This window comes from Endozoicomonas sp. G2_1 (assembly GCF_017744155.1).
Classification (GTDB): Bacteria; Pseudomonadota; Gammaproteobacteria; order Enterobacterales; family Alteromonadaceae; genus JAGHQT01.
On the sequence record NZ_JAGHQT010000022.1, the window covers coordinates 20362 to 43617 of the forward strand.

The 23256-nt window shown below is 43.7% G+C and carries 20 protein-coding genes and 1 riboswitch; of the genes, 13 read left to right on the forward strand and 7 right to left on the reverse strand.

Annotated elements, in window-relative coordinates:
- Nucleotide 1: 1 nt before the first annotated feature.
- The 11 genes from lpxD (at nt 2) to J7384_RS17520 (ending at nt 13457) form a co-directional block, all read left to right on the forward strand.
- Complete coding sequence (lpxD, locus tag J7384_RS17470; protein ID WP_209115830.1) at nt 2-1030, forward strand: UDP-3-O-(3-hydroxymyristoyl)glucosamine N-acyltransferase; 1029 nt, start codon at nt 2-4, stop codon at nt 1028-1030.
- A gap of 19 nt (nt 1031-1049) precedes the next feature.
- A complete protein-coding gene (fabZ, locus tag J7384_RS17475) occupies nt 1050-1502 on the forward strand; it encodes a 3-hydroxyacyl-ACP dehydratase FabZ (RefSeq protein ID WP_247741844.1) in 453 nt (150 codons plus the stop codon).
- Nucleotides 1503-1524: 22 nt separating this feature from the next.
- A complete protein-coding gene (lpxA, locus tag J7384_RS17480) occupies nt 1525-2307 on the forward strand; it encodes an acyl-ACP--UDP-N-acetylglucosamine O-acyltransferase (RefSeq protein ID WP_209115831.1) in 783 nt (260 codons plus the stop codon).
- A 77-nt stretch (nt 2308-2384) separates the two neighbouring features.
- A complete protein-coding gene (lpxB, locus tag J7384_RS17485) occupies nt 2385-3572 on the forward strand; it encodes a lipid-A-disaccharide synthase (RefSeq protein WP_348523887.1) in 1188 nt (395 codons plus the stop codon).
- A gap of 167 nt (nt 3573-3739) precedes the next feature.
- The gene (rnhB, locus tag J7384_RS17490; protein WP_209115833.1) at nt 3740-4432 is read left to right on the forward strand and encodes a ribonuclease HII; all 693 of its coding nucleotides are present in this window, start codon (nt 3740-3742) and stop codon (nt 4430-4432) included.
- Between the two features lie 3 nt (nt 4433-4435).
- Nucleotides 4436-7990 carry a DNA polymerase III subunit alpha gene (gene dnaE / locus J7384_RS17495; protein WP_247741845.1) on the forward strand — a complete coding sequence of 1185 codons (3555 nt, stop codon included), beginning with the start codon at nt 4436-4438 and terminating at the stop codon, nt 7988-7990.
- Between the two features lie 73 nt (nt 7991-8063).
- Nucleotides 8064-9020, forward strand: a complete 957-nt coding sequence (accA, locus tag J7384_RS17500) for an acetyl-CoA carboxylase carboxyl transferase subunit alpha (protein ID WP_209115834.1) — start codon at nt 8064-8066, stop codon at nt 9018-9020.
- A 142-nt stretch (nt 9021-9162) separates the two neighbouring features.
- Complete coding sequence (gene tilS / locus J7384_RS17505) at nt 9163-10677, forward strand: tRNA lysidine(34) synthetase TilS (RefSeq protein WP_209115835.1); 1515 nt, start codon at nt 9163-9165, stop codon at nt 10675-10677.
- A 179-nt stretch (nt 10678-10856) separates the two neighbouring features.
- Complete coding sequence (locus tag J7384_RS17510; RefSeq protein ID WP_209115836.1) at nt 10857-12017, forward strand: dicarboxylate/amino acid:cation symporter; 1161 nt, start codon at nt 10857-10859, stop codon at nt 12015-12017.
- Between the two features lie 22 nt (nt 12018-12039).
- Nucleotides 12040-13107: a GGDEF domain-containing protein gene (locus J7384_RS17515; protein ID WP_209115837.1), complete on the forward strand. Its 1068-nt coding sequence runs from the start codon at nt 12040-12042 to the stop codon at nt 13105-13107.
- A 59-nt stretch (nt 13108-13166) separates the two neighbouring features.
- On the forward strand, nt 13167-13457 hold the full coding sequence (locus J7384_RS17520; protein WP_209115838.1) for a hypothetical protein: 291 nt from the start codon (nt 13167-13169) through the stop codon (nt 13455-13457).
- 62 nt (nt 13458-13519) lie between these two features.
- On the opposite strand, the gene J7384_RS17525 is transcribed toward J7384_RS17520, so the two are convergent.
- The 3 genes from J7384_RS17525 to J7384_RS17535 all read right to left on the reverse strand — a co-directional run bounded on the left by J7384_RS17525 (nt 13520) and on the right by J7384_RS17535 (nt 15666).
- Complete coding sequence (locus J7384_RS17525; protein ID WP_209115839.1) at nt 13520-13954, reverse strand: hypothetical protein; 435 nt, start codon at nt 13952-13954, stop codon at nt 13520-13522.
- Between the two features lie 37 nt (nt 13955-13991).
- Nucleotides 13992-14933, reverse strand: coding sequence for a TIGR01777 family oxidoreductase (locus tag J7384_RS17530; protein ID WP_209115840.1), 942 nt, complete (start codon nt 14931-14933; stop codon nt 13992-13994).
- A 130-nt stretch (nt 14934-15063) separates the two neighbouring features.
- On the reverse strand, nt 15064-15666 hold the full coding sequence (locus J7384_RS17535) for a hypothetical protein (protein ID WP_209115841.1): 603 nt from the start codon (nt 15664-15666) through the stop codon (nt 15064-15066).
- Nucleotides 15667-15823: 157 nt separating this feature from the next.
- Between J7384_RS17535 and J7384_RS17540 the strand changes: the two genes are divergently transcribed.
- Nucleotides 15824-17389 (forward strand): cobyric acid synthase, encoded by a 1566-nt coding sequence (locus tag J7384_RS17540; RefSeq protein WP_209115842.1) that lies wholly within the window; start codon nt 15824-15826, stop codon nt 17387-17389.
- 96 nt (nt 17390-17485) lie between these two features.
- Nucleotides 17486-19453 (forward strand): monovalent cation:proton antiporter family protein, encoded by a 1968-nt coding sequence (locus tag J7384_RS17545; protein ID WP_209115843.1) that lies wholly within the window; start codon nt 17486-17488, stop codon nt 19451-19453.
- A 35-nt stretch (nt 19454-19488) separates the two neighbouring features.
- On the opposite strand, the gene J7384_RS17550 is transcribed toward J7384_RS17545, so the two are convergent.
- The 4 genes from J7384_RS17550 to J7384_RS17565 form a co-directional block, all read right to left on the reverse strand.
- Complete coding sequence (locus J7384_RS17550) at nt 19489-20649, reverse strand: patatin-like phospholipase family protein (protein WP_209115844.1); 1161 nt, start codon at nt 20647-20649, stop codon at nt 19489-19491.
- A gap of 361 nt (nt 20650-21010) precedes the next feature.
- The gene (locus J7384_RS17555) at nt 21011-21367 is read right to left on the reverse strand and encodes a DUF3718 domain-containing protein (protein ID WP_209115845.1); all 357 of its coding nucleotides are present in this window, start codon (nt 21365-21367) and stop codon (nt 21011-21013) included.
- 64 nt (nt 21368-21431) lie between these two features.
- A riboswitch (cyclic di-GMP riboswitch) is annotated at nt 21432-21531 on the reverse strand.
- A 250-nt stretch (nt 21532-21781) separates the two neighbouring features.
- A complete protein-coding gene (locus J7384_RS17560; protein ID WP_209115846.1) occupies nt 21782-22438 on the reverse strand; it encodes a 3-oxoacid CoA-transferase subunit B in 657 nt (218 codons plus the stop codon).
- 22 nt (nt 22439-22460) lie between these two features.
- Nucleotides 22461-23183, reverse strand: coding sequence for a CoA transferase subunit A (locus J7384_RS17565; RefSeq protein WP_209115847.1), 723 nt, complete (start codon nt 23181-23183; stop codon nt 22461-22463).
- Between the last annotated feature and the right edge of the window lie 73 nt (nt 23184-23256).

Here is a 23256-nt window from a genome sequence, read left to right on the forward strand (position 1 = left end):
AATGACAATTAAGAAAATGACGCTAGCCGAGCTAGCGCAAACTATCGGGGCAACTGTTCATGGTGATGACAGTTGCCTTGTTGATCGTATCGCGACACTTTCTTCGGCGCGCGCTGGTCAGATATCTTTTTTAGCCAATAGTAAGTATAAACAGCAATTGGCTGACACTCAGGCGAGTGCGGTAATTTTAGCGCCAGACTGTCTCGACGAATGCCAAACCAACGCATTAGTCATGGATAACCCTTACCAAGGCTATGCCATGGTCGCGCAATTGCTAGATACCACACCGAAATCGGCTGCAGGCATCTCAAATAGCGCAGTGATTGACGATAGTGCAAATATCGCCGGTAATGTCGCCATTGGTGCTAATACGGTTATTGAAGCAGGCGTAGTCATTGCTGAAGGTGCTTCAATTGGAGCAAATTGCTTTATTGGCAAAAACGCCGTCATTGGTGCGAATAGCCAGCTTTGGTCCAATGTCAGCATTTATCACGAAGTTGAACTTGGTGAAAATTGCCTTGTTCAGGCGAATACTGTGATAGGTAGTGATGGTTTTGGTTATGCTAACGAGCAAGGTAAGTGGCACAAGATTCCGCAGTTAGGTCGAGTCATCGTTGGTGATAACGTTGAAATCGGTGCTTGTACCTCAATTGATCGCGGCGCTTTAGATGACACAGTTATCGGTGAAGGTGTGATTATTGATAATCAAGTACAGATTGCGCATAACGCTGAAATTGGTGCCCACACTGCAATTGCTGGCTGTACTGTGATTGCTGGAAGTACTAAAATAGGTAAACACTGTACTATTGCGGGGAAAGTCGCGGTAAGTGGTCATTTGGAAATAGCCGATGGTGTTGTTTTTACTGGCATGAGTATGGTCACAAAGAGCATCACTAAAGCCGGCGTTTATTCGTCTGGCTCGCCTTGTCAACCAAATAAGGAATGGCACAAAACCAATGCGAGAATTCGCAAATTAGATGCCATGGCAAAACAAATAAAATTATTACAGCAGCAGGTAAACGCTAAATAGCGTAATAAAAGGTAAGCACTTGGAAAGACAAGCAAAAACCATTGATATTAAAGAAATTCAACAACTTATCCCGCATCGCTATCCGATGCTTTTGGTCGACAAAGTGGTCGACTACGAAGAAGGTAAATGGCTTCATGGCGTAAAGAACGTTACCTTTAACGAACCCGTATTTACAGGTCACTTCCCTGATTTACCTATTTTTCCGGGCGTGATGATTCTCGAAGCGCTAGCACAAGCAACTGGCTTGCTTGGCTTTAAGAGCACTGAGGGGCGCAGCGACGATGAAATGTATCTGTTTGCGTCAATTGACAATGCCAAATTTAAAAAGCCAGTTGTGCCGGGTGATACTATGCATTTGCACGTAGAGTTTGTTAAAGAACGCCGCGGTATGTGGAAGTTTTACGGCGAAGCTAAAGTTGATGGCAAAGTTGTCTGTAGCGCTGATTTAATGTGCGCCCGCAAAACCTTTTAAACGCACGAATAAGAAATTGATTATGCAAAACAGCAATATTCATCCACAAGCGATTGTTGAGCCGGGTGCCATTATCGGTGACAACGTGACTATTGGCCCTTGGTGTTATGTCGGTGCTGATGTTGAGCTTGGTGATGGTTGTCATCTTACGTCTCATGTTGTTATCAAAGGGCCAAGTAAAATAGGCAAGGGCAACAAGTTTTTCCAGTTTTCATCAATTGGTGAAGATTGCCAAGACTTGAAATACGATGGAGAGCCAACTCAGCTGATTATTGGCGACAACAATACTTTTCGCGAGTGTTGTACCATTCACCGCGGTACTATTCAGGACAACAGCTTAACCCAAATTGGCAGTAACAATTTGTTTATGGCCTACACCCATGTCGCCCACGATTGTATGGTCGGTAGCCATTGTATTATGGCGAATAACGCCTCTATCGCGGGTCATGTCCACGTTGGTGACTGGGCAATTTTAGGCGGTATGTCAGGGGTTCATCAATTCTGTCATATTGGCGCTCACAGCTTTGTTGCCGCTAATTCTTTAGTACTCAAAGACATACCTCCATTTGTCATGGCATCTGGTCACGGTGCATCGCCTTTTGGCTTAAACTCAGAAGGTTTAAAACGACGAGGCTTTGACAAGCAGGCTATTTTAGCTGTGCGACGCGCCTATAAAGTGGTTTATCGTCAGGGCTTAAAGGTTGAAGAGGCTTTAGCCGAGCTGGAGCCTATGATTGAAGAGTTTGAAGAAGTTGCTGCATTTGCCAACTTTATCAAAACTTCAAGTCGCGGTATTATTCGTTAATATTCGCAAATCTCTAACGTTAGGTAACCGGACAAATGTTCAAGTCCGGTTATCACTTTCTAATCTGTGGGAGCAAAGTGTCTACTTTAGCCGAATCAGTCAGTCAAACTAATCGACCAGACAATCTACCAAAACAGCCAACCATCGCCATTGTTGTCGGCGAGCACTCAGGTGACACCCTAGGCGCTGGCTTAATCAAAGCATTGATTAAAAAATACCCACATGCCAAGTTCGTTGGTATCGGTGGCCCTAAAATGCAAGCACTAGGTTTTGAAAGCCTATTTGCTATGGATGAGCTTGCCGTGATGGGCATTGTTGAAGTACTCGGGCGCATTAGACGACTGCTCTATGTTCGCAAAACCTTAGTTGAACATTTCACGGCCAACAAACCGGATGTGTTTATTGGTATTGATGCCCCAGATTTTAACTTAACGCTTGAAGAAAAGTTAAAAGCACAAGGTGTTAAAACAGTTCATTACGTCAGCCCATCGGTGTGGGCATGGCGTAAAAAAAGAGTATTTAAAGTGGCACGTGCCACCAATATGGTATTGGCGTTGTTGCCGTTTGAAAAAGCGTTTTACGATAAGTATCAAGTCCCTTGTACCTTTGTTGGTCATACCTTGGCGGATGATATTCCACTTGTGTCTGACAAAGCTCAGGCACGTCAGCAATTGGGTTTAACTGACGATAATAAAGTACTTGCACTTATGCCAGGCAGCCGTGGTGGTGAATTGACTCGTTTAGTTGAGCCATTTTTACAAACGGCGCGAGTATTGGCAGAACAAGACCCAGACTTGCGCTTTGTTGTACCTATGATCACCGAAAAACGCGCTAAGCAATTTGAGCAGTTAAAACAATCGATAGCACCAGATTTACTGGTACAGGTTTTTGTCAATCAAACACAGCGGGTAATGGCAGCCAGTGACTGCTTATTAATGGCTTCAGGCACGGTAACACTTGAAGCAGCCTTGATTAAGCGTCCAATGGTGGTAGCTTATCGCTTTAATTTACTGACCTATTGGCTCGGTAAAATGATGGTTAAGTTAAAGTGGTTTTCACTGCCAAATTTACTTGCTAATAAAGAGCTAGTGCCTGAGTTATTGCAAGATCAAGTCACGGCTGAGAATCTTGCGCCTTTGGTCAGTGAGCGTCTATACCAGCAACAAACTGAGCTTGAGCAAGCGTTTACCGATATTCATTTAACGCTAAAACAAGATGCCAGTGAGCAAGCGGCGAGAGCAGTACAAGCACTTATTGAAAAATAATACGGGCCTAAGGTGAAGCCTGTTTATAAGCCAATATTAATTGGACTACTTATACGAATAAAACCGATATCAGCAAGACCGTGACAATACAAGCGACAGACTAAACCAAAACAACAGTAGCTGGCGATAAAGCAATCAATAATTCAAATACTAAACAACATCAACGTATGACTAAAACGACGACAAGCGGCAAAGCTAACAATAAAGCGACAACCAAAGCGGCAACCAAAGCTAAGCCTGAACTAGCACCATTTGAATATCCCGTGGCTTACTGTATCGCTGGTGTAGATGAAGTTGGTCGTGGCCCGCTAGTTGGCGACGTTGTGACGGCAGCGGTTATTTTGGATCCCGATCATCCTATTGAGGGTTTGATGGATTCAAAAAAACTGTCGGAAAAAAAGCGCGAGTTACTCGCTGAGCAAATCAAACAGCACGCCATTGCATGGTCAGTCGGGCGCGCTTCACCTGAAGAAATCGATACACTTAACATCTTACATGCAACCATGTTAGCGATGCAACGGGCGGTGCAAGGGCTCAACGTTGTGCCTGATCACGTTTTGGTTGATGGCAATCGAACACCTAAGTTTGTCAGTCCAAACGGTGGTGATATTGCTAGCCAACCAGTGGTTAAGGGCGATGCGAGAGTTGCCGAAATTAGCGCCGCATCAATTCTAGCGAAAGTTGCTCGCGATCACGAAATGATCGCGCTTGACCAAGAATATCCAGATTACGGCTTTGCACAGCACAAAGGTTACCCAACTAAGGCACATTTAGAGATTATTCAAGAGCTTGGCGTACTCGATTGCTATCGTCGCAGTTTTAAGCCTGTTGCCGCTATTTTAAACTCGGGAAGCCGTTAATCTATGTCTGAATTAGCGTCAAAGCCAACATCAGAAATGGTCGAAGGCGAAGTGGTTAATCCAGAGCCACAATTTATCCATTTGCGCGTCCACAGTGACTTTTCGATGTGCGATGGCTTGGCTAAAGTCAAACCGATTGTTGCCAAGGCGGCAGAGCTCAATATGCCAGCTATTGCCTTAACTGATCAAACTAACTTGTGTGGTTTAGTAAAGTTTTATCACGGTGTCCACGGCGCAGGGATTAAACCGATTATCGGCTCTGATTTTTGGCTGCAAAGTGAAGAACTTGGCGATGAGCTGTTTCGATTAACCGTTATCGCTTCCGATAACACAGGTTATAAAAACCTCACTGAACTGATTTCAAAAGCTTATTTACGCGGTCACGTGCAAAACAAAGCTATTCTCGACAAAGAGTGGCTTGTTGAACACGCTACCGGCCTTATTTTGCTTTCTGGTGGCCGCGAAGGTGATGTTGGTAAAGCCTTGTTAAAGGGCAATAATGATTTGGTCAATCAGATGGTAGACTTTTATCAGCAGCACTTTGCCGATCGTTATTACCTTGAGTTAATTCGCACTGGCCGTACCGATGAAGAGAACTATCTTCATCTAGCTGTTGAGTTGGCCGCACATTATAATTTACCCGTCGTTGCCACTAACGAGGTGGTTTTTCTCAACGAGCAAGATTTTGATGCCCACGAAATTCGCGTTGCTATTCACGACGGCTACACACTTGATGATAAGCGCCGCCCAAAGCGTTACAGCCCTCAGCAATACTTGCGCAGTGAGCAAGAAATGTTGGCACTGTTTGCCGATATTCCAGAAGCGCTCGCTAACTCAGTAGAAATAGCCAAGCGTTGTAATGTCACGGTTCGATTGGGTGAATATTTCTTACCAGATTTCCCGACCGAAGGCCTAAAAATTGAAGACTACCTAATTAAAGTCTCCAAAGAAGGCTTGGAAGAGCGTTTGGAATTTCTGTTTGGCAAAGACACGCCAGAGCTTGCCGAAAAGCGCAAAGAATACGACGACCGATTAATGGTTGAACTCGAAGTTATCAATAACATGGGCTTCCCGGGTTACTTCTTGATCGTGATGGAGTTTATTCAGTGGAGTAAAGACAACAATATTCCGGTTGGCCCCGGTCGTGGCTCGGGTGCGGGTTCTTTGGTCGCTTACGCACTTAAAATTACCGATCTCGATCCACTTGAATTCGACTTGCTATTCGAACGTTTCTTGAACCCTGAGCGGGTGTCGATGCCGGATTTTGATATCGATTTCTGTATGGACAGGCGAGACGAAGTTATCGACCACGTTGCCGAACTCTACGGTCGCGACGCGGTATCTCAAATTATTACCTTTGGTACGATGGCGGCAAAAGCGGTAATTCGAGACGTTGGTCGTGTTTTAGGTCATCCATATGGCTTTGTTGATCGCATTTCAAAGCTAGTGCCAGGCGATCCTGGCATGACTCTAGCCAAAGCCTTTGAGGCAGAACCAAAGTTGCCAGAGGTTTACCAACAAGACTCTGAAGTTCGCGATTTAATCGACATGTGTCGCATTCTCGAAGGTACTACCCGTAACGCCGGTAAGCACGCTGGTGGTGTGGTTATTTCGCCAACCACTATTACCGATTTTGCTCCGCTTTATTGCGATGATGAAGGCAATAACCCGGTTACCCAATTTGATAAGAACGACGTTGAAGACGCTGGACTCGTTAAGTTCGACTTCCTCGGTTTGCGAACCCTGACGATTTTGCAGTGGGCGATTGAAATGGCCGACGAGAAATTGCTCAAGCAAGGCAAAGAGCCGATTGATATCGCTGCGATTCCGCTAGACGATAAAAAGTCGTTTAACGTTTTATTGGCTTCGCAAACTACCGCAGTTTTCCAGCTTGAATCCAGCGGTATGAAATCGCTGATCGACAAACTGAAACCCGACTGTTTTGAAGATATTATCGCACTGGTGGCTTTATTCCGCCCGGGGCCATTGCAATCGGGCATGGTTGATAACTTTATCGAGCGTAAGCACGGCCGTGAAGAAATATCTTATCCCGATGCCACTTGGCAACACGAATGGTTGAAACCGATTCTAGAGCCAACCTACGGCATTATTTTGTACCAAGAGCAAGTCATGCAAATTGCTCAGGTACTGGCGGGTTATACCCTTGGTGGCGCTGATATGTTGCGCCGCGCTATGGGTAAGAAAAAGCCAGAAGAAATGGCCAAACAGCGCAGCGGTTTTGAACAAGGTGCAGTAGATTTAGGCGTTGACGGCGAGTTGGCGATGAAAATCTTCGACTTAGTGGAAAAGTTCGCTGGTTATGGTTTTAACAAATCTCACTCGGCTGCTTATGCTTTAGTGTCATATCAAACCTTGTGGATGAAGGCGCATTTCCCAGCACCATTTATGGCGGCGGTAATGTCGGCAGATATGGACAACACCGACAAAATCGTGACCTTGGTCGACGAGTGCAAAAATATGGGCTTAACTTTATTGCCACCAGATGTAAACTCGGGGCAATACAAATTTACCGTTAACGATAACGACGAGATTGTCTACGGTATTGGCGCCGTAAAAGGGGTTGGTGAAGGGCCTATTGAAGCGATTATTAGTGCCCGTGAACAGGGTGGCCCGTTTGTTGACCTATTTGACTTCTGTGCCCGTTTGGATTTGAAGAAAACCAACCGACGGGTACTTGAGCGTTTGATTAAATCAGGTGCAATGGACGCGCTCGGACCAAGAGATGAAAAAGGGCCTCATCGCGCCGCACTTTATGCAACCTTGTCTGATGCAATGCGCGCGGCTGACCAACACGCCAAAGCGCAGGCTATTGGTCAACACGATTTGTTCGGTTTAATTAATGAAGAGCCAGACGATACTAAGCAGGCTTTTCACGATGTGCCAAAGTGGCCTGAACAAGAGTGGTTAGAGGGCGAGCGTGAAACACTAGGCCTGTATTTGACCGGTCACCCCATTAACCGTTATTTAAAAGAAATCAAACATTACGCATCTGGCCGTTTAGTGGCGATGCAACCAACGGCTAAAGACCAAACGACGACTGCCGTAGGCCTTGTTATCAATGTGCGAGTATTGGTGAATAAGCGCAATCGACGTTGGGCATTAGTGACACTTGATGATAAAAGTGCCCGCATAGATGTCAGATTATTCCCGGATGATTTTGATCGCTTCCAAGATTTGCTGGTAAAAGATGCAATTTTAGTCTGTAGCGGACAGGTCAGCTTTGATGATTACTCGGGAGGCCTTACAATGACTGGCCGTGATATCGTAACCGTTGCACAAGCGCGTGAAAATTACGTACAATCATTGGATATTCAAGTCAATAAAAGCCAACTCAACGGTAATTTTATTGAGCAGTTTACTCAGGTGCTGTCTCCTTACAAAGAGGGCACTTGCCCAGTTAGAGTGTTTTACCAGCGCGAAGAGGCGCAGGGCATGATGACCTTGGGCGTACAGTGGCGGGTTACACCAGATGACGAGCTTATTCATCAGCTCAATGTGTTATTGGGTGATGACAGCGTCAGTTTACAATTTAAATAATTGGGTAATAATTTAAATAATCAGGTATTAGTGTCATACTAATTACCATAAACTATTTGGGTATAGCGAACATATGTCATTAAATTTTTTAGACTTTGAGCAACCAATTGCAGAGCTTGAAGCGAAAATTGAAGAATTACAACTGGTTAATACCGGGCAAGAGCTGGATCTTGATTTAGAAGAGCAAATTGCTCAATTAAGAGAAAAAAACAAAGAGCAAACCGCAAAAATCTTCTCTAATTTAGATCCTTGGCAAACTGCTCGCGTTGCTCGTCATCCTCAACGTCCATATACGCAAGATTATATCGATCGCATTTTTGACGAATTCGACGAGCTTGCTGGTGATCGCGCTTATGCTGACGACGCGGCGATTATTGGTGGTACAGCCCGTTTAGACGGTCAACCAGTGATGGTTATTGGTCATCAAAAAGGCCGTTCAACCTCAGAAAAAGTAAAGCGTAATTTTGGTATGCCAAGACCTGAAGGTTACCGCAAAGCGCTCCGCTTAATGGAAATGGCTGAGCGTTTTAACATGCCAATCATCACCTTTATCGATACTCCGGGTGCTTACCCTGGTATTGGCGCAGAAGAGCGCGGTCAAAGTGAGGCGATTGCTAAAAACTTAAAAGTAATGGCGCGCTTAACGGTGCCAATTGTCTGTACCGTTATTGGTGAAGGTGGTTCTGGTGGTGCACTTGCTATTGGTGTTGGCGATCGCGTTAACATGTTGCAATACTCAACTTACTCGGTAATTTCGCCTGAAGGTTGTGCGTCAATTTTGTGGAAAACAGCTGAAAAAGCGTCAATGGCGGCAGAAGCCATGGGTATTACAGCTAATCGCATTAAAGAACTCGAGTTAATTGACCAAGTGATTAACGAGCCATTAGGTGGCGCTCATCGTGAAGTTGACGAAATGGCGGCTATCTTAAAACAAGCATTAAAAACAGATATCGACGATTTAAAAGGTTTGTCAAACGACGAACTTATTGAGCAGCGTTACGACAAACTGATGAAGTTTGGCTACTGTTAACCACTGACAAAAATCAATTAACTAAAAAACCACAGTGTTGTTCACTGTGGTTTTTGTTTTTAACGGCATATATTTTTGTATTCTACTTATGCCTTAAGTCTCCGGGGCAATAGTTGTAACGTGACAACCAAAGATTCAAATAATGACTGATCAAGTTTTACTTCACCAAGTGCAATCGAACTTAGCTAGCTTAACTGAGGTTAATACTGTCTGCCTTGCGTACAGCGGCGGCGTTGACTCGCAAGTGTTATTGCATATTTTAACTCGATTAAAACAAAGTGGTGACTTGTCGTGCTCGTTGGTAGTTTGTCATGTTCACCATGGTTTAAGTGCTAATGCAGATGATTGGGCTGAATTTGCCGAGCAAATTTGTACAAAATTATCGGTTGAACTCGTGGTTAAGCGGGTTGATTTAGATATTAGCAGTAGTCGCAATATCGAACAAAAAGCGCGAACTGCGCGCTATCAAGCACTTACTGAAGTCGCTCGTGCCAAAGGTGAAGGGACGGTTATATTGACCGGTCATCATCTAGATGATCAAACCGAGACCTTAATGTTAGCGCTTAAGCGAGGCTCTGGCTTAAAAGGGTTGGCAGCAATGTCTACTCAGAGCTCGTTAGCGGGTTATCAAACTGAGTTTAATCAGCAGGATTTAAAAGGTAGCTCAAATGGTAGTGTCAATCATAGCTCAAGAGATAACGAGCTTAGCTTAATTAGGCCACTGCTCGACTGCCGTCGCGAACAAATTGAACAATACGCAAAGCTTCATCAACTTGAGTGGATTGAAGACGAGTCTAATAGTGACGATAGTTTTGATCGCAACTTTTTGCGCAACCAAGTATTGCCTTTGATAGAGCAGCGCTGGCCTCAATTTAATCAAGCGGTGAGTCGCAGTGCGAGCCATTGTCGCTCAGGCCAAGCATTGTTAGATGAAATTGCGCAGCAAGATCTCGATTCCTTGAAAATTGCTGAAGGCGTGCTGTCTGTAACCCTGCTTAAGGAGTTATCAGAGCATCGCTTTAACAATGTCATTCGCTATTTTTTTGCCAGTTGTCATTTGTTAATGCCATCAACTGAGCAGCTTAATCAGCTTAGGCAACAGTTAAACGCTGCTGACGACAAAGTCCCAGCGTTAAAGCTCGGCGATTATTGGCTAAGACGTTACCAGCAAAAACTTTACTTAACACCGTCTTTTCAAGATCTCAGCGAGCAATTGATAAACCTTGATTTAAGCGCAGTTGAGCAGGGGGGGGAGCTTGAAGTTGAGTTACCGGATCAGCTAGGTCACCTCAGTCTAACTTTGGCAACGACCGAGCAACTTATCAGTGAAGAACCGGATAACAATACCAAAGAGCCCAAAAAAACGTTCTATTTTCAGCTAAATGACCATGATCAAGTACTTGATAAGGAGCAACTGGCCATTCGCTTTAGCCACGATAATCCGAAATGTACGCCAGACTATCGCCAGCATTCAAGGCCGTTAAAAAAAGTACTACAGGAACTCGGTTTGCCGCCTTGGCAGAGGAAGCGGTTACCTTTGCTGTACTATCGAGATCAGTTTATTGGTATTGCCGGCTTATTTATTTGTAAACCTTATCTGCCCGATACAGGAAAAGAGACAAAAACACAGGTCTATTGTGTAACCATAAATTATTGAGGCGGCTGGCATTCTTGAAATTCTTGGTATTCCAACGAACTTAGCGTACGGTTTAGCTGATTGGTGTATCGTTTGACTAGCTTCACGCTCAGCGCTCAGGTTAGAATGAAACTAATGTCGGCGGCGCTAATGTCGTTATTACCGACAAACGAATAACAATAATTATCTTCAGGGGAATTATGAACTTAATCATTAAACTTGTTGCCGGCATTGTGGCTGGTGTGCTCATTGGCCTTTACGCGCCAGACTTTATTGTCCAGTTAACCTTTACGGTACAAACACTCGTTGGACAGTTAATTAAATTTACTATCCCACTAATCATCCTTTTTTATATTGCTAGTGGTATTGCGTCATTGCCGCAAGGCTCCGGCTCTTTATTGGGTAAAACTGTTGGCTTGGCTTATGGTTCAACTATTGTTGCAGGTATGTTGGCGTACTTGGTGGCAAGCTCTGTGTTACCGGGCTTAACCGCTGACAGTGCAATTGAAGCAGCGAGTCATGGCGAAAAAGTAAAAGGTTTTATCGACCTACAAATACCGCCGCTGTTTGACGTAATGACGGCATTAGCACTGGCGTTTATTTTTGGTATCGGTATCAGTGCAATTAACGCCGATAAACTGAGAGCAGGTTTTATTCAAGCGCGTGACATCGTCGAGCTCTTGCTGTCTAAAGTGATTATTCCTGCATTGCCGTTTTACATTGCTGGTGTTTTTGCTGATATGACAGTGGAAGGCACAGTATTTAACACCTTGAAAACCTTTGGTGTTGTTTTAGTGCTTGCTGTAGCTATGCATTGGCTGTGGATTGCGGCCTTATATATTGGTAGTGCAATTGCCATGGGCAAATCGCCACTGAGCTTATTGAAAAATATGATGCCGGCTTATTTTACTGCACTTGGCACTATGTCTAGCGCTGCTACTATTCCGGTGTCGTTGCGTTCAACTAAAGCTAATAACGTGCGCGATGGCGTTGCTAATTTTACTGTGCCTTTGTGTGCTTCTATTCATTTAAGTGGTTCAACCATTACCATAGTGACTTGTGCAACGGCTGTGATGATATTAACACCTGAGCTCAGCTTGCCTGGTTTTGCTGGCATTATTGGTTTTATTTTAATGTTGGGGGTTACTATGATTGCGGCTCCCGGTGCTCCAGGTGGTGCGGTGATGTCTGCCTTGGGCTTACTGGGTTCGATGTTGGGCTTTACTGACGCAGCACTTGCCCTCATGATTGCGCTATATTTGGCTCAAGATAGCTTTGGTACTGCTTGTAATGTCACGGGCGATGGTGCAATTGCTTTATGGGTTGATAAATTTGCTAAAGACGGCTTGAGTGATAATTAGGGTTTAATAGGGCAAGGACGTCATGAAGGCACAAGACCAAGGTACTAGAGAATTATTTAACGATTTACAGCAACAAAACTCTTGGTTTGCCTTGGTTGCACTAATACCGTCGTTAATTTCTCTCTTGTATAGTCTGCTCTATTGGTTTGTTTTTGAAGATCAAATTTCAGCACTATTTAACTTTATTTGTTGCCTTGGTTTTAGTATTTCTATTGTCATTAACCATTATGGTCGAGGCTATTTAGCTCGTTGGTGGCTGATGCTAATATCTGTTGTCAATTTGATAGGTATTAGCACCGTTATATTTGGCCCAGCAAGCGGTGCCCATTACTATTTTTTACTCCATCCACTAGGCGTATTTTTTGTTTTTACTCAAAAGCAATTTGTTGAGCGAAGCTCGGTTGCCGTCATTGCAACACTATGCTTTTTGTTTTGTCACTACTTTCAAGGTGAACCTATGGTTCAGCTTAGCAATGACCAAATTAATGGTATGTTTAATTTATCGATAGTTTCGATTGCTTTGAGTATTTTTGCCTCAATGACTTTTTTTGGTAACAAAATCGCCAAACAAAAGCAGCAGTTACACGAACTTGCCAATAAAGACTTATTAACGCAGATAAACAATCGTCGTAGTTTTTTTTCTAACGTCAATCAATTGTTCACAGATAGTGTAGCGGCTAATCGTTCACTTGCGATTATCATGCTAGATCTCGACAACTTTAAATTGGTCAATGATCAACATGGTCACCAGGTTGGCGATTATGTCTTGGCTCATACTGCTCAGCTTATCGCTGAGCATAATCGTAGCGGCGATGTATTTGCGCGCTATGGTGGCGAAGAATTTATTATTGCGTTACCAGAAACTAGTCTTGAACAAGCACAATCAATCGCAGAACGCTTGAGAAACTTGCTAGCGTCGGAAGTTATTAGAATCAACAAGCTTGAATTAACGTTGACAGCAAGTATGGGCGTTGCTGAGTTTAGCGACCAGATAACATCGCTATCTGAGCTAATTAATTGTGCAGATAAAGCGCTTTACCAAGCCAAGTGCAGAGGGAGAGACTGTGTTGTCTGTCACGCAGCGGCATAAAGCCTCTAACCATTATTTTTATTGCTGTTTTGATCAAAGATGCAATTAGGTGGGTTCACATGCGTGTTGCTTTGTCAGTAGGTATAATTGCCACCGTTATCGCACTCGTCGTTTTTACCGCGAACTGGCATCTATTCGACTATCTTGGTCAGCCTTTGCCCGGTTATCAGCTATTGTTATGGCCGGGGAATCTTTCGTTGGTGTATCTCTGGCATCCAATCTTTACTGAAGAGTTGGCCTTTTGGCCCAAGTTAGCCTTACTATTGTTTGGTCAGTTCGTGATTGTCGCTGCAATGACGATGACAATTGGTACAATACTCATTAAGCTGCGGAGGCGCTATCAGCGCTGAACAATTATTTATACGCAATAGTATTATTTGTCTAAGCGACTAATTCGTTGTGTAGAATGGTATTATTGTAAATCAGCGAGTACCATTTTTATTTCTTTACGCACGGTGTCTATTTGACTGATCAGGGTATCGACTACTTCTTGATCGTCAGGTACTGCCTGCCAGTTTTGTGACCATTTTGTTTTTAGCATCGCTGTATGCTGGGCAACTCTCGGGCTAATCAGCGAACTTAAATCAACAATTAAGCCGACTTTTACCCAGCCTTTGCGAGGACTACCATTCACTTCATCACCGTCGTAATGGGATGCATAAATTACCTGTTCAAGCTCAGCCAAATGCGCAAATACTTCGAACGAGGCCGTGCGAATATTACTGTTATCTTCGGTAACTTCCATACGCCAGGTGTTGTAACTAAAACCAGCCACTGCGATTACTAAACTGAGGATAGCCGTGGCGTAATAAATAGAAAGCTTTTGAAATTGCTCCGGTGTGTTCATTAAATATCCGTTCCTGAAAATATATTGCCAATAGTGATCAGTGTTTGTGCAACAAAATTTCACTTAATGCCGATGTTAAGTCAGGATGGTCAAAATTGAAACCCGCAGAGGTCAGTTTGCTTGGTCTGATACGGTTACTGGCGAGCAACAAATCGTTGGCGAGTTCGCCAAAAACTAACCGAGCAATCACGGCCGGCAATGGGAACATAGTTGGCCTGTGCAGCAGTTTGCCTAGCGTTTTAGTAAAGCTTAGATTTGTTACTGGTTTTGGTGCAGTCAGGTTGACGGGCCCTGAAATAGCGTCGTTATCGATAATAAAGCTGATCGCTCGGCAAACATCAATCACACTGATCCAACTAATAAATTGCTGACCAGTACCGACTTTGCCGCCAACACCGAGTTTTATTGGCAACATCATTTGTGGTAGCGCGCCGCCTTTAGTACTTAGTACAACACCGGTTCGAATATTGACTCGCCGAATATCGGTATTATCGAGTACTTGGCTAGCAGCTTCCCACTGCTGACAAATATCAGACATAAATTCATCTTTTGCTGGGCTAGTTTCATCTGCCCAGTCGTTGCCTGTATCGCCATAATAGCCAATGGCTGAGCCGCCAATAAAAAGTTTCGGCGGTTTAGCTAGTTTGGCTAAGGTTTTTGCCATTAGTTTACTGGGAGTAACACGACTATCAATGATTTGTTGTTTGCGGGCTACTGTCCATCGTTTATCGGCAATGCCAACACCGTTTAACACGATGACCACGTCAAAGGTAATATCAGGGGCGAGTTCAATAATACCTTGTTCAGGTTGCCAGTAACATTGAGCTTTTCCAGTTCCTGTTCCAGTTTGTTCGCTTTTCTGAGCTTTGGGTATAGGTTTAGCCCGCAAGAGTGGGTAAACCGAGTGTCCTTGGCTTTGCAGATAATTTGAAAGTGCGGTGCCAATTAGGCCACTAGCACCAGCAATAAGCACATTCATTACAGCACCTTTTGTCGATGAGTTATTACTCATTTAGTATTAACAAATTAAACGCATTCGTTTAATAAATAGTTCACCGGTTAATGGCAACGTTAAAACTGAAAAATGACGAAAACGCCTGTTTTAGCCGTTATTTTTCAGATGGACATGGTTTAGTAATATCTGTTGTGTCGCACAAATAAATTTGTTCAAAATATTGATACCACTGCTTCAACGAGGTCGCGGTTAATGAATTGTGCCAACTGCGTTGTAAATGATAAAAAACCTCTTTTCCTTGGGCCATAAAGTGCAAAATACCTGCATTAAAACCATTGTTGTTTTGGCAGCGGCTAAACCACACTAATCGAGCATTGGGCTGTGGCCATTTTACATCAGTAGCCAGTACTCGTTTTTTACTGGTAAATGCATCGCAGCTCATTTGGCCCGGTTGATTAGCGATGGCTTGTTGAGCTTTTAAATCGAATGTCGCTTTTTGATGAATAGTTAAAACAAGTTGGTGCTCGGCCTTATTGCTGTCTTTGTTATTTTGAGGATTGTAAGCCTTGTTTACCAACGGTTGATGCCAAGTAATTTGCTGGACGCCATTGGATAGTGTTTGCTCAACGTGCCAATTTTTTAATAACTGATTAAACGGCATGATTAAGTGCTCACCGTGTGGCTTTACCGGTGGTGTTTGCGCACAGCCCAACAGTAACGTGCTGCAAAAAAATAAGAAAACTAGCGAGAGTCGCATTGGCTAAAATTGCTCTTGGGTCAATTGCTTTCAATAGATTGTTTGAGCTTATATTAAAAGCGTTAGCAAAGAAATTATTTATTATTTTTTAGATGCTTATAATCAAGTATTATGGTCAACCAGGTAGCAAATAACCGAGTTAGATGAGTTACCGCTAATGCCAACAAAAACGCCAGCAAAAACACTGATGATACAAGGTACAACCTCTGATGCCGGTAAAAGCACCTTGGTTGCAGGTCTTTGTCGTGTTTGGTCGCAAATGGGCTATCGGGTGGCACCGTTTAAGCCGCAAAATATGGCCTTGAACAGTGCAGTCACTGAAGACGGCGGTGAAATAGGTCGAGCTCAAGCCGTGCAAGCGAAAGCGGCAAGAGTGCCCGCTGAAGTCGATTTTAATCCAATATTACTCAAACCTAGCTCAGATACCGGGGCACAAGTGATTGTTCATGGCAAAGCGCTAACAGGTGGCAATGGAGCAATGGAAGCGGGTCAGTATCACAACTACAAAAAAGTTGCGATGAACGCTGTCCTAGAATCACACCAAAGGTTGTCTGAGCGTTTCGAACTTATTTGTGTTGAAGGTGCAGGTAGTCCCGCAGAAATTAACCTACGCGCTGGTGATATTGCCAATATGGGCTTTGCTGAAGAAGTTAATTGCCCTGTGGTAATTATTGCCGATATTGATAAAGGCGGCGTTTTTGCTCACTTGGTGGGCACTTTGGCGCTGTTGTCTCAATCAGAGCAAGATCGTGTGGTTGGTTTTGTTATTAATCGCTTTCGCGGTGATATTGCACTACTGCAGTCAGGCTTAGACTGGCTTGAGCAGAAAACAGCTAAACCTGTACTAGGTGTATTACCTTATTTGCATCAACTGGAGATCGCGCAAGAAGATGCCATTGCCACTGAGCAAGATAACTCTCAGGCTAAAGTGCGTATTGCAGTCTTAGTGACGCCGCGAATGAGTAATCATACCGATTTCGATTGCTTGCGTTTGCACCCAGAGATAGATTGCCAGTTTGTGTATGGTCAGCCCAATCAAGAAAGCCAAATACCGCCAGTAGATTTGATTATGCTCGCCGGTAGCAAAAATGTTCGCGATGATCTCACTTTTTTAAAAGAACAAGGCTGGCATCGACAAATAGCGCGCCACTTGCGTTACGGTGGCAAAGTCTTTGGCATTTGCGGTGGTTATCAAATGCTGGGGCAAACTATTGCAGATCCACATGGCGTAGAAGGGCAACCGGGCCAATCTGAGGGGTTAGCCTATTTGCCCATTACCACGACATTGGCCGAGCAAAAAACCTTAAAAAATGTCTCAGGCTGGTTAAATTTATCGGGCCAGCAAGCACAGTTTAACGGCTATGAAATTCACGCTGGCATCAGTATTGTTGAGCCCAGTGTTGTTGAGTCCAAAGCTGCTGTTTCAGAGTGTTTTGAGCCAATCGTGGCAATAGGCCAGCACCAAGCTGGCTTGCTCAGCCAAGACAATCAAATAGCTGGCTGTTATGTTCATGGCTTATTTGACCATATCGACACCGTATCGCTACTGGTGAATTGGCTTGGTAGTGAAATCAATCAGAAATTTGATTTCGACGCCCATCAAGAGCACGCCATTGAGCGGGTAGCCGATGCTTGTCGAGAACATTTAGCGTTAGATAAGATTGAACACTTGCTAACGGCTTGGTATAAAAATAACTATGCTGACGCTGATCGCTCTTCATAAAGCCATAATTAGCAGAAAAACCTAGAACAAAAATAATTATTGGCAATCTTCACATTGTATAACTCGTACTAACAATGATTCAAAGGTAGGGAATTTGTGACCGGACATTTAGAAATTTTAGCAATACTGACGATAGCTGTGTTTTGTGTGTGGTTGTTTAGACGCCTGCACTTACCGGCTATTTTAGCGTACTTAGTGGCTGGCATGTTAGTGGGAGAGCACGGCCTGGCATGGGCGCAAGAGCACGTTGACTACGAGCACTTCGCTGAACTTGGTATTGTTTTTCTGTTGTTTACTCTAGGTTTAGAATTTTCTGTACCTAAATTAATGGCAATGCGGCATTTGGTGTTTGCCGTTGGCAGCTTGCAGGTGGGAATATCATTAGTGTTATTCACTGTTGCCGCCATGCTCTTTGGTCAAAGCTTCACAACTGCTATTGTGATTGGCGGCATTATTGCCTTGTCATCGACAGCGATTGTTATTCGTCAGCTCAGTGAATCTGGCGGCATAAAACGCAAATCAGGTCAGCTATCTGTGGCCATTTTACTGTTCCAAGATATCGCTGTGGTGCCACTGCTTATTATTACCCCGATGCTGGCGCAAGATACCGGCTTTACTATGGTGTGGGCATTGTTGGTGGCGCTGGTCAAAGGGGTGTTAGTTGTCGGTTTATTGTTTTTTGCTGGTAAATGGTTACTGCCGCGTTTGTTTAACTTAGTTGCTCAAGTGCGAACTGATGAACTGTTTGTTTTAACTACGCTGTTGGTGACTTTAGTGGCGTCAAGTTTAACTCAGTCATTTGGTTTGTCGATGGCATTAGGGGCATTCTTAGCAGGGATGATGCTTGGCGAAAGCCAGTACAAGCATCAGTTAGAGGCAGACATTCGACCTTATCGCGATATTTTACTCGGGCTTTTCTTCGTTACCGTTGGCATGAAACTCGATGTTGGTTATTTGATCAGCTCACCACTACAAATTATCGGCGTGATGTTGGCGTTTATGGCGATTAAAGTATTGGTTATATATGTGCTTGCTCTGCGGGCAGGAGAGCACAAAAAAGATGCCTTAGCCAGTGGTTTAATGTTGGCTCAAATGGGGGAGTTTGGCTTTGTTCTGATTGCCCTTGCCAGTCAAGTCAATTTACTACCGCTTGACGTTGCCTCACTGCTACTGGGGGCTGGTGTTATCAGTATGGCAGTGACTCCATATATGGTCGACAACGCGCGTAAATGGGCAGGCCGGTTTACCAAAGACAAGCACAAGGGCTATGATGAGCTCAATGAACTGCCTGAACAAGCAGAGCTTGAAAATCACGTAATTATTTGTGGTTTTGGTCGTATTGGGCAAACTGTAAGCCGCTTTCTCAAGCAAGAGAAAATTGATTTTGTCGCGATTGATATTGATCCACTGCGCACCACGAAAGCACGTGAAGCAGGGGAAAACGTGTTATTCGGCTCTTCAAGTCAGGCCGAACTTTTAGAAGCGGCTCATTTAGATAAAGCGCGTCTAGTAGTGATTGCTTTTGGTGAAGATAAAAAGTCTATTGAGATTACACAAAAGGTGAGGAGTTTAGCGCCTAATGTCCCTATTTTAGTGAGAACCCGAAACGATGCCCAGCTGGATGCTCTTAAAGATGCTGGTGCTAATGAGGTCGTACCGGAAAGCTTGGAAGGCAGTTTGATGCTGGTTTCTCAAGTTCTGTCATTAACCGGTGTGCCTTTTGCTCGTATTGTTCGTCATGTTCAAAAAGAGCGTAAAAACCACTACAACCACCTTCATGGCTTCTTCCAAGGTGAGCATACCGATATGAGCCCTGATGCTATCGAGCGAATTGAGTTTGCCCACGGTGTTTTGCTAACCGAAAATTCATACGCGGTCGGCAAGACCATAGAGTCTTTAGATTTTACCAGTCGCCGTGTTGATATTATCGTCTTAAAACGCAATGGCATAGAGTCTGAGCAACCAGTTGGCACCACTGTATTGCAAGAGCAAGATACTTTAGTACTGAGAGGTAAACCGCGCAGGGTTGAACGCGCTGAGCACTTTATTCATGAAGGAAGTTAGTTGGTGTGCCTAAGACAGTAATTATAAGCCATCAGCTATATAGACAAAAACGCTCGGATTTCTTGCTCTTGTGCCATTGCGTCGTTAAAGCCCAATTCGATTAAGCGCTTGCAATAGCGCTTTTCGAATAACAAGTAACTGGTCAAACTCGATTCAGAATCATTACTGATACCTATTGAGCGAAGTAACAATTTCACTGTCATTGGGAGTTCGTGATAATACTCGGCTGCGATGGCATTGAAGTCATGACTAGGATTGATCAACAGGCTATCAATATGCTGTAGGCCAAGGCCTGAATTTTGCTCACCTCTATTTTCTTCTGGAATTAGCGCAATGGTTTCATTAATCCGCTCCATACGCTCTAGATCACTTTGTAACGTGTCAGAAAAAATAGTGTCGAGCATATGACCAGCGATAGTAGCCGCTGTTGGCGGGTGAGGGTTGTTTTCCATTGCGTGCAGCGGCTCTTTAGGCTGTTCAACACCAACAATTAACAAACGTTTGGCGCCTAGGTGAATGGCTGGGCTAAGCGGCGATAACTGATGAATTGAACCATCGCCAAAATGCTCTCCGTTGAGTTTTATCGATGGAAAAACTAGTGGAATAGCGGCTGATGCCATCAAGTGTTCGCTGTTGATTTGACTTTTTAACCCGCGCCGTTTGGCACGAGCCCATGGTTCAATCGCTTTATCAGTTTGATAAAAACTGATGGAATCACCACTGCTATAGCTTGAAGCAGTAATCGATAAAGCGGTCAAATAACCTCGGCGTAAATTATCATCGATGCGTTTGAAGTCTAAAACGTTATTGAGCAACTCTCTAAGTGGTGCATTGTTGAGTAAACTACGCGCTTGTTTGTTGGCGTAGTCGGCTTGGAAACTCGCTAACATACCCGCGCTTAAGTGGCCAAAGGTTCTGCCAGCGTCACTGTAAAATATTTTACAGGTATTGAGGTTTTTCCAGACCCATTCGAGCTTTTTTACGCCTAAGTGATAACAAGATGCGTAGCAAGCAAGTGCCGTTGCATTGATACCACCGGCTGAGGTGCCGCAAATAATAGGGAAGGGAATGCCGTGGTTGCGAGGCATAAACTTAGCAATAGCAGAGAGCACGCCAACCTGGTAAGCCGCTCGGGCACCACCGCCGGTGAGTACTAACGCATTCTTGCTGCCGCGATAGGTTTTTTTAGTAGCCATTGAGTTTAACTGCCGTCCTTCGTCGGTTCTTTATCCCTGCTTAACCTGAGATCTGGTTAAGATGTGAGTTAAATTAGTTATTTTAAATTGACCTAGTACCTTATTTCTTTACAGTTAGGGACTTTCTTCGATAGCAAGGCAAATTTACGCGTCAATAGTTTGTCTACTGCAAGTGAATTTAACGCTGTTAGCGATGAAAATAGCTACTGTAAAGCCATTTATTATCCAGAACTCAGGTTATTCAATAGCTTAACTAAATTATTGTCTTTAAAAAAGAAAAAACCAGCGCTAGGCGCTGGTTTTTAGATTGCTGACAAATTATTAATAGAAAAAAATTGGTATTAATTTCCACTAATAATTATTAGCTGCTAACGCGAGCGTTAGCGGCGTCAAACAAAGGTGTTCCTGATTGAATTACTGCTAAATTAGCTGATACCGTTTTCTTTGGTAGCTTACTAATCATTAAAGAACCTGTTTTCACAGAACCTCTAGCTGCAGCAAATTCTAGTAAGTTTTGACCATTACATTGAACGCCTTTAAAAACACTGCGGATTTTAAGTTTGTTCATCTTTAAGAAAGAACGTAAGCGTTTTTTGTCATCTGCTGCTACGTACTGGCAAAGGTTTTGTGCCACATCGTCAGCGCGTACCTGAGGTGCCGCAAACACAGACGTTAAAGTTAAAGCTGAAATGGTAGAAACTAATAATAATTTTTTCATTTTTAATAACCTAATAAAACTTAAATGGGATTAATAAAAAGAAAAAACCTCTGCATCCTTTCATCGAGGTAACCCCGCTACCATAGTTTTTGTTATTAAATAACTTAAACCTTAGGCCGGAAGCTTTGCGTAACATACTTTCATATGTGTTGCCTTTTCTTTGTCAACTAAAAGTATTGCTAAATATTTGATCTAATGCAAGTAAATTTTAAAAATCGTGTGACAATTTAAGGTATTAGTATTTTTGATTTTAAATCAGGCAGTTAGTGGTGGTAAATTAAACGTAGTGTAATAATTTTGACACGCTTTTGCTTGAAATATAGACAGAGGGCATAAGCCCTCTGCATTAAAATATGGCTACCTGTTATGATTGTGTAAAACAAATTTTTGAGTTTGGTTAATAAGCTGTTATCACTATACTGTCATTTCAGGGACATGCTCTGGAACAACCAGTTCACCTGCCGTTAATCGCACAATTTCATCGACGCTGACCCCAGGCGCTCGCTCGAGTAAATGAAATTTACCGTCTTTAATTTCGATAAAAGCCAGATCAGTGAGCACTTTTTTAATACACCCTTTACCCGTAAGGGGAAGAGAGCACTCAGTTAACAATTTTGATTCACCGTGTTTTGATGCATGGGTCATAGTGACGATAATATTGTCAGCTCCGGCGACTAAATCCATGGCGCCGCCCATGCCTTTAATCAGCTTATCAGGAATCATGTACGACGCGATATTACCTTCAACGTCAACTTCAAATGCGCCGAGTACGGTTAAGTCGACGTGACCACCGCGAATCATCGCAAACGATTCTGCTGAGTCAAATATTGATGCGCCTGTGATTGCAGTAACGGTTTGTTTACCCGCATTGATCATATCGGCGTCAAGTTCTTGTTCGGTCGGGAATTGCCCCATCCCCAATAAGCCATTTTCTGATTGCAACATTACTTCGATGCCGTCGGGAACATAATTAGCAACAAGTGTTGGAATACCAATACCAAGGTTAACGTAATAACCATCTTTGAGCTCTTGCGCGACGCGCATAGCGATTTGCTGACGAGATAAAGCCATGAGAATTCTCCTATGCTGTCGATTATTTATCGCCGTTGGTCGTCGCCGATTGATTGATAGTGCGCTGTTCTATGCGCTTTTCAAAGCTACCTTGGATCAATCGATCGACATAAATACCTGGGGTGTGAATTTGATCGGGATCTAATTGTCCCGGTTCGACAATTTCTTCAACTTCAACAACCGTGATTTTTCCCGCTGTCGCCGCCATTGGATTAAAATTTCGGGCTGTTTTTCTAAAGACTAAATTGCCATAACGATCGGCTTTCCACGCTTTTACAATGGCAAAGTCACCTTTTATTGACTCTTCTAAAATGTAGTGACGACCGTCGAATTCTCGTGATTCTTTGCCCTCGGCAACCGGAGTACCGTAACCCGTTGCCGTGTAAAACGCGGGAATACCAGCACCGCCGGCTCGCATTTTTTCAGCCAGAGTGCCTTGTGGAGTAAGCTCAACCTCTAGCTCGCCCGACATCATTTGTCGTTCAAATTCCGCATTTTCACCAACATAAGAAGCGATTATTTTTTTTATTTGTCGATCGCCAAGTAATACACCCAAGCCAAAATCATCAACGCCGCAGTTGTTTGAAACAAGCGTGAGCCCTTTGGTTTTCTTGCGTTTAATCTCGGCGATTAAGTTCTCGGGAATACCGCATAGGCCAAAGCCACCAGCGATCACTGTCATATTGTCTTCGAGACCTGCCATAGCTTGTTCATAACTTGACACTACTTTGTCAAATCCAGCCATCGTTAGCTCCTTATCAATCTGTTGAAACAATTCTGTCGAAAAATGTTTTCGTTTGAATTTTTGTTTTGGTACT

Coding starts and splice junctions, on each gene's coding strand:
- J7384_RS17520 (WP_209115838.1), top strand. CDS start 13,167: ATGCGTGTTGCTTTGTCAGTAGGTATAATTGCCACCGTTATCGCACTC.
- lpxD (WP_209115830.1), top strand. CDS start 2: ATGACAATTAAGAAAATGACGCTAGCCGAGCTAGCGCAAACTATCGGG.
- J7384_RS17510 (WP_209115836.1), top strand. CDS start 10,857: ATGAACTTAATCATTAAACTTGTTGCCGGCATTGTGGCTGGTGTGCTC.
- rnhB (WP_209115833.1), top strand. CDS start 3,740: ATGACTAAAACGACGACAAGCGGCAAAGCTAACAATAAAGCGACAACC.
- accA (WP_209115834.1), top strand. CDS start 8,064: ATGTCATTAAATTTTTTAGACTTTGAGCAACCAATTGCAGAGCTTGAA.
- dnaE (WP_247741845.1), top strand. CDS start 4,436: ATGTCTGAATTAGCGTCAAAGCCAACATCAGAAATGGTCGAAGGCGAA.
- J7384_RS17515 (WP_209115837.1), top strand. CDS start 12,040: ATGAAGGCACAAGACCAAGGTACTAGAGAATTATTTAACGATTTACAG.
- J7384_RS17540 (WP_209115842.1), top strand. CDS start 15,824: ATGCCAACAAAAACGCCAGCAAAAACACTGATGATACAAGGTACAACC.
- J7384_RS17535 (WP_209115841.1), bottom strand. CDS start 15,666: ATGCGACTCTCGCTAGTTTTCTTATTTTTTTGCAGCACGTTACTGTTG.
- lpxA (WP_209115831.1), top strand. CDS start 1,525: ATGCAAAACAGCAATATTCATCCACAAGCGATTGTTGAGCCGGGTGCC.
- J7384_RS17550 (WP_209115844.1), bottom strand. CDS start 20,649: ATGGCTACTAAAAAAACCTATCGCGGCAGCAAGAATGCGTTAGTACTC.
- J7384_RS17555 (WP_209115845.1), bottom strand. CDS start 21,367: ATGAAAAAATTATTATTAGTTTCTACCATTTCAGCTTTAACTTTAACG.
- J7384_RS17530 (WP_209115840.1), bottom strand. CDS start 14,933: ATGAATGTGCTTATTGCTGGTGCTAGTGGCCTAATTGGCACCGCACTT.
- J7384_RS17565 (WP_209115847.1), bottom strand. CDS start 23,183: ATGGCTGGATTTGACAAAGTAGTGTCAAGTTATGAACAAGCTATGGCA.
- tilS (WP_209115835.1), top strand. CDS start 9,163: ATGACTGATCAAGTTTTACTTCACCAAGTGCAATCGAACTTAGCTAGC.
- J7384_RS17525 (WP_209115839.1), bottom strand. CDS start 13,954: ATGAACACACCGGAGCAATTTCAAAAGCTTTCTATTTATTACGCCACG.
- J7384_RS17560 (WP_209115846.1), bottom strand. CDS start 22,438: ATGGCTTTATCTCGTCAGCAAATCGCTATGCGCGTCGCGCAAGAGCTC.